We start from the raw sequence: 13,117 nt of genomic DNA on the forward strand, positions 1-13,117 counted from the left end.
CAAAGGAGCAAGCTCCTTATCTGTTCGCTCGACTTGCATGTATTAGGCACGCCGCCAGCGTTCATCCTGAGCCAGGATCAAACTCTCCATAAAAATTTATGATGTTTGATTAGCTCATAATACTAAATAGTGTTTGTAACATTTAAGTTACTGCTTTTGGAATTAACGTTGACATATTGTCATTCAGTTTTCAATGTTCATTAATAATGGAGCGGGTGATGGGAATCGAACCCACAACATCAGCTTGGAAGGCTGAGGTTTTGCCATTAAACTACACCCGCATATTAAATTAAAAGTTTATTTGGTGCGGCCGAGAGGACTTGAACCTCCACGGGATTTCTCCCACTAGGCCCTCAACCTAGCGCGTCTGCCATTCCGCCACGACCGCTGGCAAAACGCAATAATTACTATTAACTATCGAGAACATAAATTATTGTAAATGTTTTGTAATGAAATGTCAATAACTTTTTAACATATTTTTAAAGACGTTTTACAATCAATTAATGTTTAACTCTTTTATTAAAGCAACGATATATACTATACATGTTTTTATAATTAATGTCAACATTTAATAAACAAAAATATTCAGATCTACAATTATTGTAAAAGTAGACCTGAATTTCAATTTTAGTTACTTAGTAACTAAGTTAAATGTTCGATTAGTGACAACTTTCCATTGCAAATTCCACACCTCATCTTCCGAACATCTACTTTCCTTATCCTTAAATATTTGCAACCACATGATTGACATTTATATAAATAATTAGCACGCGCTTCATATGATTGAATAGGTTTACAAAATCTCGGAGCACCGACTTGCTTACTCAACATTTTAAAGTCTGGATCTTTATGTTTATAACCTTTTCCACCTAAATGCAGATGATAGTGACATAATTCATGTTTAATTATATCGATTAGTGCATTTTTACCATAATACTGATATTGTTTAGGATTAATTTCAATGTTATGTGAATCTAAAATATAACGTCCACCTGTAGTACGTAGCTTATTATTAAACAAAGCATTATGACGAAAAGGTTCATTAAAATATCGGTTTGAAATGCTTTCAACCATATTTTGAAGTTCATTATTATTCATGTGGATCAATCATTGTTAGAGAAACTTTTCCTTTATTTTGATCAATATCAAGAATCCAAACTTCTACTATATCTCCAACACTAACTATATCCATAGGATTTTTGACGAATTTTTTTGATAATTTAGATACGTGTACTAATCCGTCTTGTTTCACACCTATATCTACAAATGCTCCGAAATCAACAACATTTCTTACTGTTCCACTTAATTTCATACCTTCTTTTAAATCTTCAATAGATAGTACATCAGATTTTAGGATAGGCGTTTCAAACTCATCACGAGGATCTCGATTAGGTGCCATTAGAGATTTAATAATATCCTCTAAGGTTGGTACTCCAACATTTAATTGTTCAGCTATTTGATTTGTGTTTATTTTGGATAATTCAGCTTTTAACTTGTCAGTACCTAAATCATTGATATCAAAATTTAAAACTGTCAATAATTCATATGTCACATCATAACTCTCAGGGTGAATTGATGTATTATCAATTGGTTCAGAGCCATCTACAATACGCAAAAATCCTATACTTTGTTCGAATGTTTTAGCACCTAATCGTTTCACTTTACTTATTTCTTTATTGTGCTTGATTGCTCCATTTTCTTCACGGTAATCAATAATGTTTTGAGCTATTGCACTAGATAGACCAGAAACATACTGTAATAAAGATTTTGATGCTGTATTTACATCTACACCAACTTGGTTTACGGCTGTTTCAACAACAAATGTTAATGCACTTTCAAGTTCTTTCTGATTTACGTCATGTTGATATTGACCCACACCAATAGATTTAGGATCTATTTTAACTAATTCACTTAATGGGTCTTGAACTCGTCTTCCTATTGAAACAGCACTTCGTTCTTCAACTTGAAAATTAGGAAACTCAGATCTAGCAATTTCTGAAGCAGAATACACTGAGGCCCCCGCTTCATTGACAATAATAAATTTAATATCTAAATTATATTTTTTGATAACATCTGCAACGAATTGTTCAGTTTCACGACTTGCTGTACCATTACCAATTGCAATAAGTTCTATATTATTTTCTTTAATCATTCGGACAATTTCTTTTTCAGATGCTTCTACTTTAGATTTAGGTGGATGTGGATAAATTACACTTTTATCAATAAAAGTCCCATAAGGATTAATGACTGCTAGTTTACATCCTGTTCTAAATGCTGGGTCAACTCCTAATATTTGCTTACCTTTCATAGGCGGTTGCAACAATAAGTGATGTAAATTTTCACTAAAGACCTCAATAGCATGTTGTTCTGCTTTCTCAGTTAAATCAGCGCGTATTTCTCTTTCAATCGAAGGCATTATTAACCTTTTTAAACTGTCCTCAATTGCTAATTTTATATAATCTCCATGTGGATTATTATTTTTAACCTCATTTTTTTCAATAGCACTTGCTACTTGTTGAGTATCAAATTCTACTTTGACTGAAAGCACTTTTTCTTTTTCACCACGATTCATAGCTAGCACTCTATGATTAGCAACGTTCTTAATAGGTTCCACATAATCATAGTACATTGCAAATGTTTCTTTTTCATCATCCGCTTTTTTCTTCTTAGCCGTTACTATATTTCCTTGCCTATAAATATCTTTCAATATACGACTGCGATACTTAGGATTATCTGAAACGTGTTCAGCAATGATATCTAACGCTCCTTGAATTGCCTCGTCAACAGTAGCTACTTCATCATTAATATACGCCTCAGCTTTTTGACTCAATTCACCCTGTTGACCATCACTAATCCATTGGGCTAAACTTTCAAGTCCTTTTCGCTTAGCTTCAGTTGCTCTTGTTTTCTTTTTTTGTTTAAAAGGTCTATAAAGATCCTCGACACGCTGCAATTTGGTTTGTTTAAGAATATCTTCTTTTAATTCATTTGTTAATAAACCTTGTTGTTCAATATTATGTATAACTTCATCTTTTCTTTTCTGTAAATTTGCAACATATTGATATTCGTCAGAAATTTGTTTGATTTGAACTTCATCCAAACCACCCGTTGCTTCTTTACGATATCTTGCTATAAAAGGAACAGTATTATTTTCTTCTAGCAATTCTAATACGGATTTTACTTGTTTTTCAGAAAATTGATATTTAGACACTATTTCATTCATTAACATTTTATCCATTTATATAACCACACTTTTCAAAAATTCTTATTTCTCTAAGTATACAATATTTAATTTTAAGCATTGCTTTTTTAATTCAAAAGTAAAAAAGGAGTCGGATAGAATTCATAGTGAATTCATTGTCCCACCCCTACATAGATGACTAGAACTGAAAAACTACTAGTTGAACTATTTATCAATACGTGCAACAATTGCGACTGTCCACTATAGTTTTATATAATTAATGTTCTAGACTCTAAATGTAATATTTTATTGTTTAGCAGCTTGTTGCAATTTCTTAATTGCAGTTCTTTGTAAGCGTGATACATGCATTTGACTTAATCCAATACGTTCCCCAGTTTCTTTCTGGCTTAATCCTTCTATGAACGTGCATTGAATAATTTCTCTTTCTCTATCTGAGAGAATAGGCAAAATACGTTCAAGAATCATACGTTTTTCAGTTAAGTCATAATTATCATCTTTTTGCCCCATGATATCTAATAGAGTTACTGTTGAACCATCTTTATCTGCCTCAATTGAATGATCAACACTAAGCGCGTTATAGCTTTGACCCATTTCCATAGCTTCTAACACTTCTTCTTCTGAAACTTCTAAACGATCAGCAATTTCTGCAATTGATGGGGATCTTTCCAACTCATTTGTTAGTTCATCGCTTACTTTTTTGATACGTGGGCCTATCTCTTTTATTCTTCTCGGAACATGAACACTCCAAGTTTTATCCCTTAAATATCTCTTAATCTCACCAATAACGGTCGGTACTAAGAATGCTTCAAATTTGCGATCAAAAGACAAATCAAATCTGTTAATAGCACCTATTAAACCAACCATACCAACTTGAACTAAATCTTCATGATGTGATTGTCCTTTAGAATACTTATAAGCTAAAGATTCAATTAATTTTCGATAATGATTAACTAATCTATCTTGAGCTTCTGTATTAGCGTTATCTTGATGTTCTTTAATCCATTGGTTAATTTGCTCAGGTGATACATCATTAACTGATTTCGACTCTTTCGTCATTATTTGGCACCTGCTCTTTTTTTATATACTTAATCATGCTGATTGTTACACCAGATTCTTTAAAGACTTTCACTTCATCCATCAAGGATTCAATTAAGAATAAACCAAGTCCGCCTTCACGTAAGAAATCGATATTTTCATTCTCATCGTAAGGTCCTAACTGTGATTTAGTCGTTTCATAATCAAAACTTTCACCTTGATCTGAGATAACTATTTTTATTTTATCATCAAATAACTCAAAACATAAATTTATCATACCATTTGTTTCATCATTTTTATAAGCATGCTTCACTGCGTTAGTAATGGCTTCACTTACTGCAATTTTAGAATCTTCTATATCGTCGTAAGATGCGCCTGCTCTTGAGAATACCCCTGATAGAGTTAAACGAATTAAACTCACATACTCAGCAGAGGCAGGCAATTTCATCTCGATATAATCATTTTTAATAGGCAAGTTACTCTACCTCCGTTCCTTCATTGACATGCATTAAGTCCTTAAGGCCAGTAATATCAAATAATCTTCCGATTCTATCTGATACACCTAAAATATATAATTCTTTATCATTTTGATTCAAAGCTTTTAATGTTCCTACAAATAAACCTAATCCTGTAGAATCCATATAACTAACGTTTGTCACATTCACGTGAATATCATGAGTACCTTCTTGACGCATTGGCATCAAAACTTCTTCTAATTCAGGTACTGTATAAACATCTAATTCCCCAGCCACAATGACTTCATAATATTCATCATGTGTTACCGTCTCAATGTTAAGGTTCATAGTTCTTACACTCCTAGTTTAGTCTTTTGTTACTAATAATATGTATACTTTAGTAAGTATACCCATAGTTAGATTTATATAATCTAAAAATTTAATATTTAATTTACACGTTTTATAATCATAATAGTCATATCGTCACGTTTGTTAGGGTTTTGTATTTTTAATATAGCTTCATATAATATTTGTACTATATCTTGTGGATGCATATGCTTATACTTACGTATGAGGTTCAACAATGTGTTTTTAGCTATGAATTCACCATCTGTGTATCTTGCTTCTGTAACACCATCAGTAAATATGATAACTAAATCATCTAAATGAATGGGAATTTCTTGTTGTCTATAACGAGTGTGCTGACTTACACCTAAGACTCTTCCTCTAACTTCAATTTCTTCAAATGTTTCAGTTTCCGCTCTATATATATATCCAGGTTCATGACCTGCAGAACTACAATAAAGTAGATGGTTCATTTCTTCATATAATCCGTAAAACATAGTCACAAACATGTTTTGATTTACGTTTTTCTCCACAACACGATTAAGACGTTTCAATCCATCACTTGGTAATTGGGAATGCCCATAGGAGTCCATTCCGAATTTAATCATACTCATAGCTAATGCAGCTGGAATTCCTTTACCTATAACATCAGCAATAGCGAAACTCATCGTTCCATCTCTATGATCAATTAAATTAAAATAGTCGCCACTCACTTTTTGAGCAGCAACTGAAATCACACCAATCTGTATACTATCAAATTGAGGGATATCAGTTTTTAACATTGTCTGTTGAAGCCTAGAAGCTAAATCAATTTCTTTATCGTGGAATTGCATTTTATCAACTAACTTTTGGTAGTCTCGATAACTATATCCAAACCCTTTTACAACCTCTTGTAACACATCTAATGTATCAAAAATTTGTTCTTTATTTAAATTTAAGGAGGATACATATGATTTGTGTATATTCACAATATCTTCAGGTAGAATATCTTTTTTAATTACTTCATCTGTAAAATCATTACACTTTTCTAGAAATTGTTGTTTATTTTGCGTAACTAAACTTTCATCAATAAGTTGCTTATAATGCTGCTTACATTCTTCCACAAATCTGCCTCCTTGCTTCAATATATCTATCACTTAGAACTTTTTATATGCATTTGATATTTATTAATAAAATTCATTATTGTTAAAACCATAATATTAAATAATATGCTTTATATTTAAAAAAGACTTTAGGTATTACCTAAAGTCAACAACTAAAGACTATCAATTAATCTAGTACTTACCTTCAAATAGGACTAATATGTATTAAGTACATAGAAATTAAAGTACGAAAATTCGAATAACTGAATTTAAAATATTGTCTTTAATAGTTAAAATGAAATACTTTTGAATTATACATGAATTAAGTTATGTATTTTGCGTTTTAACTTCATCATGCAATCCTAGACTAATGTCTAGTGCTTCATCTACTTCTTGCATTTTCTCATCAGATAGATATGTTAATTTTTCTTTTAGTCGTTTTTTATCTAATGTTCTAATTTGCTCGAGTAGAATTACTGAATCTTTATCAAGTCTGTATTTCTTTTTCTCGATTTCAACATGTGTGGGTATTTTCGCTTTATTAATCCTTCCCGTAATCGCAGCAACGATTACGGTAGGACTATATTTGTTGCCAGTATCGTTTTGAATGATAACTACAGGTCTGACTCCCCCTTGTTCTGAGCCCTGTACTGGTGACAAATCAGCTAAATATACATCGCCTCTTCTAATCATTCACTTTTATAATTAGAAATAATGTACGTTTCGTTGCAATCACAAGCTTCGCATTCTAGAGGAAAAGCTTCTGTCGCTAGGGAGAGATTTAATTCGGCCATTTGTGCATAGCCTTCTTTTAAAGATTGTTCAAGACTGTGACTTCTATTTTGATTGAAAGTAAGCATAATATGAACCTCCAGTTGATACCAAATAAGACATTATAAACTTTAATTAATTTTATAATAACAAATTTTATTTCAAGTGACTATACTATTTTAATAATTCATTAGTTACATGCATCTGGTCATCAACTTGATAGATTCTAGGTAAACGTCTACCTAAATTACATAAAACTTCATAGCTAATCGTGTCTTGTTTTTGAGCTAAAGTTTCAGCTGATTGAGGTGAATCATAAGTATTATCTAGAAGTGTCACAGTGTCTCCCTCTTTTACATCATCTAGCACTTTAATTATCATTTGATCCATACATACTCGACCTATGACTTCACATTGATGGCCTTTGACATTAACAAATGCCCCTTGCATTGAGCGTAAGTATCCATCCGCATATCCAATTGGCAAAATCGCGATCTTTATATCTTCAGTTGCTGTATATGTACTGCCATAACTTACCGATTCTCCAACTTTTAAATATTTAGTTTGGACAACTTGTGTTAATAATTGCGCACTTGGTTGTAATTCAGTTTCAACTTTTTCTTTTACGTACTCTGACGGATAATAACCATAAAGTGAAATACCAAGTCTAACTGCGTTACATAATTCAAAGTTTCTCAATAAAGAACCAGCTGAATTTTGAGAATGTATGAATTTAGGTTTCTCAGCTTGAGTTACTAAAGTTTCAAATTGTTCATATTGATGATCCATTGAGTCGCCAGGTTCATCAGCATTAGCAAAGTGCGTATATACACCTTCGAATACTAAATGAGAATGACTTTGAATTAAGTCAATGACTTCTTTATATTCTTCCAGTGATTTAATTCCAAGTCTGCCCATACCTGTGTCGAGTTTCACATGTAGCCATAAATTCTTTTCATAATCATCACTAATTAATTCTATTGCATGTTGTATCCATTGTAATGATGGTACAGTCAAAGCAACTCTGTGTTGAATAGCTTTATTTATATCTTCAAGAGGAATGACACCTAGGATAAGTATTTGAGCATTGATTCCATGCATACGTAATTCAATAGCTTCATCAAGAGTTGCTACTGCAAAAAAGTCAGCACCGTTTTTCATTAAATGTTGTGCGATTTTAACGCTACCTAACCCATAACTATTAGCTTTTACTACTGGTATAACTGTTTTATCGCTATGCAACGTTCTAACAGTATTATAGTTATTTAAAATCGCTGATAAATCTACGTTTAAATAAGTTGATCTATAGAATTTATCTGACATACGTAATCCTCCTCTTAATTAGTAAAAAAATCTTATTTATTATTGATTTAACTCGTTCAATATACGAGGTAGAAATTATTTTTATTATAATACTGTTAATCTCTCTTTTCTAACAAAACCTGACTCATCGCATAATGTTCTGTATGAGTTATTGAAACATGTACGATAAAACCATTGTAATCTATACATGGTTTACCTTTTATATCGTTGTAACAATTAATGTCTTTGAATGCCACTGTTTTTCCTAAGCCTGTACCTAATGCTTTACTGAAAGCTTCTTTGGTTGCGAAACGACCAGATAAATATTCAAGTTTTCTCTTTTCACTTTTAAATGAATGAAATTGTTGTTCCTCTTCTTGTGTTAAAATTCTCTTTACTAACTTGTCTTTTTGTTTCTCAAAAGCTTTTTTAATTCTTTCAATTTCTATTAAATCAATACCTATTCCATGTATCATGCTAACCCCTCACTCACTAGGTATATTTGAATGATCTATTTTCGTATTCATTTCACTAATATCATTTTGCTGAATACTTTTCTTTTTTTGTATCATTTGTTTAAGTTTTATTGCGTCTTTCTTTGCAATCAAATCTATTTGAGAAACGCCTCCTGCAGTCGACAAATGCAATGAAGCTAACTTATATTTTCTCATTAAAAAACCTTCTTCAATATCGATATTCTGAATTCGATAAAATGGAATAATTTTAGTATTGATAAAAATAATGCCTCTTCTTATATAAATTTCATCGTTTGAATAACCATATCGAAAGTTTTTATATTTTAAAAATGGTGTTATAACTATAAAAACAACACAACATAAAATGATTAGTGCTATCGCAAGACTTACAAGTAATGCGCGACTCATTTCCTCAATGTATAAATCACATAAAATACTTGCTATTATCACTATAATTGTAAAAATAATGGTAGTAATCATTGAAGCAATTCTCATCACTTTAGGGCCTTTTTTATTCATGTAATTATAATTAGACATCGTACTCACCTCTTAAATACGCATCAACGTAGCGTTGCGATATATCTTCTTTTATGAACTTTAATTCCATAAACTCAAATATTGATCCTTTAGCAATAAGGAAATATAAATTTGCTAAATGACTTCTTTCGAGAAAAGGATGTTGGCTCGTTTCTATACCTATAATTTTATCCGTTTTGAAGTAATATGTTTGAAAACCAAAAGTGCTTACACGTTTCAAAGTTATTTCATCATTCTCTATCACTAAGCCAGCATTTTTAACGTAGATATATGCATGAGACATCATCACAATAATTATCATCAAAGCGATTAAAAAGCTCCATGCACTCCAAAAATAAGTTCCGATACTAGCTAAAATTAAAACGATAATACTTGGTATAAAGAAATGACGATGAAATCCTTTCCATGGCATAACGTTTTCGACCTTATTAAACTTCATTTCTGGTACGAGCTTTCCAATAATTTCATATGCTTCTTTTTGTTTTATAAATGGTAATATCATAATTTTACCATTGTCACTTGCATCATCATTAGACTCTATATCCATATCACTCGTGATAATAAAGTGTATAGAGGTATATCCAAATATTTTTCTTAAGAAAGATTGTTTCTCTAACACTGCTTGTAGTCGATCAGTTGGAACTGTTAGATTTTTCACATTAAAAAGACCATAACTAATTTTAAGATGATTACCCTGTTGTACAACTTTGTAGTTATAATAACGTATAATCGTAATTATAGTTCCTAAAACATAACTAATGATTAAAATCGATGCAACAACAAACAGCACAATAATAAATACAGAATTTACCCAATGCCATAGATTAGACGTCCATTTATCCCAAGGGATAATATCTTGAAATGCACCTACTATTGGCGAAACGGCAGCAAAGGCCACACCTATTGCCCCACTCGTCATAGCCATTAGAATTAGTGAAGTTAAGGACATATTGAACACATGTTCTGAATTACTTTCTGTTACACTTGTCGATGCATTATATTGCTCCGTTTTTAGTTCATTTTCATCCGATTCATCATTGATTAAATATTCTTGAGTATTATTATTTAATTCTTTTTGTCTCATTCGTATGGTTTGTTCAATGAACTCACTCTGTTTCTTCGTTATTGTTGCCAATTCAATGCCATCACTTGGCGTTTTAATTTGTAAACTAACGCCACCAACGATTTGGTTAATCAAACCTTGTGTTGTATCTAATGACTGAATTCTACTTAGATTTAGTTCTTTTCTTTTTTTATTTAACCATCCAGATGTAACAATAAATTGGTCGTTTTCAATCCAATATCTTGTAACTTTAATTTCTAAAAATCGATGTATAAACGTTACAATAAGGATAAACAAAAAGATTGATGGGCCAATATAATGACGAATTTCTGTAAAATCAAAATTCCATATATTAAAACCAACTAATATTATAAATGTAAAAATATTTTGTTTAATTACATCTATTATCCCTGTTATGTATGAAATTGGATGCAATTTTTGAGGATTAAACATCTGAATCAGCACCTCGCAATGCTATAAAAATATCTTCTGATAATTGATTCATTTCTTCTTCTGAGACAATTGGTAATTTTAATTCATGACCTGCTGTTACAAAAATTAAAATATTTAAATTTAGTAGCTTTAAAATAGGATTACTTTTAATTTCTAAAAATTGTAGCCGTTCAATTTTAGTCATTTGGTGTTTTTTAAAAATAAAAGACTTTTTAACTTCGACATTTCTATCATTAACCCTATAAAAACGATATTTATAATTAATAATGGGTTGTAATAGCAAACGAATAACCGAAATGAAGACTAAGAAGATAAGTATGTAGACAATAAAGTGGTACCAATTAAAATATCGCCACATTGAGAATAGTGCAGCAATGATAATCAGTTCTATTAAAAATAAGATACCACTATTAAGCCAGTGGTATTTCAGTGCATTCTTAGGACTTTTATGAAATGAACTTTCTACCTTCATAATATACTCCTTTGTAATTTTATTTTATTATATCATATTTAGTGTGAGGCTTACTGACCTTGCTGAATATGCGAAGTTGTTAAATTACTTCTACTATTTAATCAAATTTAAAACCACCTCAAAAGCATGAGATGGTTTGATTATAAAATTCAATATTGAATTATTTTATTTTTGTAAATCTGCGAATGTTCGACCTTTCATCGTAGATTTACCTTTGTCTTGTCTTTCACGACGGTCAGGTTTTTTACCTTTTTTCTTATTAAAGTTGCCTTTTGAACGTTTGTTTTTATTATCGAACTTGTTATTACGTTTTCCACCACGACGTGATCCATTACCTTTACCTTGGCGATTTTTACGTGCTAATGGTTTTTCAAATGTTAATTGTACTTCCACTTCATCATTTGCTTCTACTAATTCTTGTAGTAACGATGCAACTAATTCAGTACTATCATATTCTTCTAATAACTCGCTTGAGATACGTTTCAAACGTGCTTCACTTTCTCGTGACATCCAATTTTTCACTTTATCTTTAATATCATCTTCACGCGCTTTTAATACTTCTTTGCGGTGAGGTGGTCTTAAAGCGTTCATGCGTCTTCCATTTGCATCTTCAATTTGACGGATGTAATCCATTTCAATTGGATTTACGAATGTAACAGCGATGCCTTCTTTACCAGCTCTTCCTGTACGTCCGATTCTATGTGTATAGCTTTCAGTATCTTGAGGAATGTCAAAGTTATATACATGACTTACACCTGAAATATCTAAACCGCGTGCTGCAACGTCTGTAGCAACTAATATATCGATTTGATCATTTTTAAATTTCTTCAATACTTCTAAACGTTTAGCTTGTGTGATATCACCATGTAAGCCTTCTGCTTTGTAACCTTTAGATAATAAAGCACTTGTTAATTCATCCACACGACGTTTTGTTCTACCGAAGACAATGGCTAATTCAGGTTGGTGTACATCTAAGAAATTAGTAAATGTATCGAACTTTTCAAGTTCTTTCACAATTGTATAATATTCATCAATTTGAGGGTCTGACATTTCGTTGTTCATTGTCTTAACGATTTGAGGAGATTTCATGAATTGTTGTACTAAAGTTTGGATTGCTTTAGGCATTGTTGCTGAGAATAACATTGTTTGTCTTTGCTCAGCTGGAATTTTATCCATAATGAATCTCATATCATCGATGAATCCCATGTTCATCATTTCATCCGCTTCATCCAAAATCAATGTATGAATACCATTTGTTTTTAATGTACGTCTATTTAAGTGGTCAATGACACGTCCTGGTGTACCTACAACGATTTGTGGTCCTCTTTTTAAAGCTTTAATTTGTCGATCGATTGGCATACCACCAAATACCGTTACAACTTGTACATTTTGACCACGGCTAAATTCTCTTAATTGTTCAGCTACTTGCATAGCTAATTCTCTTGTAGGTGCTAATATTAAAGCTTGCACACCTGATTGACCTACAACTTTTTCTATTAAAGGAATCCCGAACGCTCCCGTTTTACCAGTACCAGTTTGAGCTTGTCCAAGGATGTCTTTTCCTTCTAATGTATAAGGGATACTATCTTTTTGGATAGGTGTGGGTTCCTTAAAGCCCATTGCTTCAAGGGTCTCAACTGTTTTGTCCGAAATCCCTAGTTCTTTAAAATTTTGCAATATAATTCTCCTTTTAACTTTCTTATTTATCAATATACGTTTGTGTATATAAGGTCCTCTTATTACGTCAACTTCTATATAGTACCACCTAAAATTACATATCGCAATAAAGCAATTTTATAGATGAACTCGTTTTCAAATCTATTTTCATATAATAGCGTTTATATTTTTCACTTATTATTTAAATTTTTAAAGTAAAAAAACAAGCCACTAAAGGATTTAGATTCCTAATTAGTGACTTGCTTAG

General features: G+C 31.5%; 14 protein-coding genes, 2 tRNA genes and 1 rRNA gene. All 17 read right to left on the reverse strand.

What is annotated here, in order from left to right:
* Positions 1 to 93 (reverse strand): 16S ribosomal RNA (locus BDW31_RS09080); the annotation flags it as partial.
* A 114-nt stretch (positions 94 to 207) separates the two neighbouring features.
* Positions 208 to 281: transfer RNA gene (locus BDW31_RS09085), tRNA-Gly, on the reverse strand.
* 21 nt (positions 282 to 302) lie between these two features.
* Positions 303 to 388: transfer RNA gene (locus tag BDW31_RS09090), tRNA-Leu, on the reverse strand.
* Between the two features lie 254 nt (positions 389 to 642).
* Entirely contained in the window at positions 643 to 1,098 is a 456-nt protein-coding gene (locus BDW31_RS09095; RefSeq protein ID WP_049426538.1) for a SprT family protein, read from the reverse strand.
* Positions 1,091 to 3,238 (reverse strand): Tex family protein, encoded by a 2,148-nt coding sequence (locus BDW31_RS09100; RefSeq protein WP_110709573.1) that lies wholly within the window; start codon positions 3,236 to 3,238, stop codon positions 1,091 to 1,093. The genes BDW31_RS09095 and BDW31_RS09100 overlap by 8 nt, the downstream gene beginning before the upstream one ends.
* A gap of 249 nt (positions 3,239 to 3,487) precedes the next feature.
* Entirely contained in the window at positions 3,488 to 4,258 is a 771-nt protein-coding gene (gene sigB, locus BDW31_RS09105; protein WP_011275276.1) for an RNA polymerase sigma factor SigB, read from the reverse strand.
* Positions 4,233 to 4,685 carry an anti-sigma B factor RsbW gene (rsbW, locus tag BDW31_RS09110; RefSeq protein ID WP_052071620.1) on the reverse strand — a complete coding sequence of 151 codons (453 nt, stop codon included), beginning with the start codon at positions 4,683 to 4,685 and terminating at the stop codon, positions 4,233 to 4,235. The genes sigB and rsbW overlap by 26 nt, the downstream gene beginning before the upstream one ends.
* A gap of 28 nt (positions 4,686 to 4,713) precedes the next feature.
* Positions 4,714 to 5,040, reverse strand: coding sequence for an anti-sigma factor antagonist (locus BDW31_RS09115; RefSeq protein ID WP_011275274.1), 327 nt, complete (start codon positions 5,038 to 5,040; stop codon positions 4,714 to 4,716).
* A 98-nt stretch (positions 5,041 to 5,138) separates the two neighbouring features.
* Positions 5,139 to 6,140, reverse strand: coding sequence for a SpoIIE family protein phosphatase (locus tag BDW31_RS09120; RefSeq protein ID WP_085060547.1), 1,002 nt, complete (start codon positions 6,138 to 6,140; stop codon positions 5,139 to 5,141).
* 306 nt (positions 6,141 to 6,446) lie between these two features.
* Positions 6,447 to 6,812, reverse strand: coding sequence for a type II toxin-antitoxin system PemK/MazF family toxin (locus BDW31_RS09125; protein ID WP_011275272.1), 366 nt, complete (start codon positions 6,810 to 6,812; stop codon positions 6,447 to 6,449).
* Positions 6,809 to 6,979 (reverse strand): type II toxin-antitoxin system antitoxin MazE, encoded by a 171-nt coding sequence (mazE, locus tag BDW31_RS09130; protein ID WP_037538759.1) that lies wholly within the window; start codon positions 6,977 to 6,979, stop codon positions 6,809 to 6,811. Before mazE ends, BDW31_RS09125 begins: the two co-directional genes overlap by 4 nt.
* Positions 6,980 to 7,064: 85 nt before the next feature.
* The gene (gene alr / locus BDW31_RS09135) at positions 7,065 to 8,213 is read right to left on the reverse strand and encodes an alanine racemase (RefSeq protein WP_110709575.1); all 1,149 of its coding nucleotides are present in this window, start codon (positions 8,211 to 8,213) and stop codon (positions 7,065 to 7,067) included.
* A gap of 95 nt (positions 8,214 to 8,308) precedes the next feature.
* Entirely contained in the window at positions 8,309 to 8,668 is a 360-nt protein-coding gene (gene acpS, locus BDW31_RS09140) for a holo-ACP synthase (RefSeq protein ID WP_037551987.1), read from the reverse strand.
* A gap of 9 nt (positions 8,669 to 8,677) precedes the next feature.
* Positions 8,678 to 9,205: a PH domain-containing protein gene (locus tag BDW31_RS09145; RefSeq protein ID WP_110709577.1), complete on the reverse strand. Its 528-nt coding sequence runs from the start codon at positions 9,203 to 9,205 to the stop codon at positions 8,678 to 8,680.
* On the reverse strand, positions 9,198 to 10,721 hold the full coding sequence (locus BDW31_RS09150; protein WP_110709578.1) for a PH domain-containing protein: 1,524 nt from the start codon (positions 10,719 to 10,721) through the stop codon (positions 9,198 to 9,200). The genes BDW31_RS09145 and BDW31_RS09150 overlap by 8 nt, the downstream gene beginning before the upstream one ends.
* Positions 10,714 to 11,193 carry a PH domain-containing protein gene (locus BDW31_RS09155; protein ID WP_085060551.1) on the reverse strand — a complete coding sequence of 160 codons (480 nt, stop codon included), beginning with the start codon at positions 11,191 to 11,193 and terminating at the stop codon, positions 10,714 to 10,716. The genes BDW31_RS09150 and BDW31_RS09155 overlap by 8 nt, the downstream gene beginning before the upstream one ends.
* A gap of 165 nt (positions 11,194 to 11,358) precedes the next feature.
* Positions 11,359 to 12,870, reverse strand: coding sequence for a degradosome RNA helicase CshA (cshA, locus tag BDW31_RS09160; RefSeq protein WP_037551982.1), 1,512 nt, complete (start codon positions 12,868 to 12,870; stop codon positions 11,359 to 11,361).
* Positions 12,871 to 13,117 lie beyond the last annotated feature (247 nt).

This window comes from Staphylococcus sp. AtHG25, assembly GCF_003217445.1.
GTDB classification, from domain to species: Bacteria; Bacillota; Bacilli; order Staphylococcales; family Staphylococcaceae; genus Staphylococcus; species Staphylococcus haemolyticus.

Bases quoted from the DNA above. Each gene is read 5' to 3' on its own strand.
- mazE (WP_037538759.1), bottom strand. From the start codon at position 6,979: ATGCTTACTTTCAATCAAAATAGAAGTCACAGTCTTGAACAATCTTTA.
- BDW31_RS09150 (WP_110709578.1), bottom strand. From the start codon at position 10,721: ATGTTTAATCCTCAAAAATTGCATCCAATTTCATACATAACAGGGATA.
- BDW31_RS09145 (WP_110709577.1), bottom strand. From the start codon at position 9,205: ATGTCTAATTATAATTACATGAATAAAAAAGGCCCTAAAGTGATGAGA.
- sigB (WP_011275276.1), bottom strand. From the start codon at position 4,258: ATGACGAAAGAGTCGAAATCAGTTAATGATGTATCACCTGAGCAAATT.
- BDW31_RS09125 (WP_011275272.1), bottom strand. From the start codon at position 6,812: ATGATTAGAAGAGGCGATGTATATTTAGCTGATTTGTCACCAGTACAG.
- BDW31_RS09095 (WP_049426538.1), bottom strand. From the start codon at position 1,098: ATGAATAATAATGAACTTCAAAATATGGTTGAAAGCATTTCAAACCGA.
- alr (WP_110709575.1), bottom strand. From the start codon at position 8,213: ATGTCAGATAAATTCTATAGATCAACTTATTTAAACGTAGATTTATCA.
- BDW31_RS09155 (WP_085060551.1), bottom strand. From the start codon at position 11,193: ATGAAGGTAGAAAGTTCATTTCATAAAAGTCCTAAGAATGCACTGAAA.
- BDW31_RS09100 (WP_110709573.1), bottom strand. From the start codon at position 3,238: ATGGATAAAATGTTAATGAATGAAATAGTGTCTAAATATCAATTTTCT.
- rsbW (WP_052071620.1), bottom strand. From the start codon at position 4,685: ATGAAATTGCCTGCCTCTGCTGAGTATGTGAGTTTAATTCGTTTAACT.
- BDW31_RS09115 (WP_011275274.1), bottom strand. From the start codon at position 5,040: ATGAACCTTAACATTGAGACGGTAACACATGATGAATATTATGAAGTC.
- acpS (WP_037551987.1), bottom strand. From the start codon at position 8,668: ATGATACATGGAATAGGTATTGATTTAATAGAAATTGAAAGAATTAAA.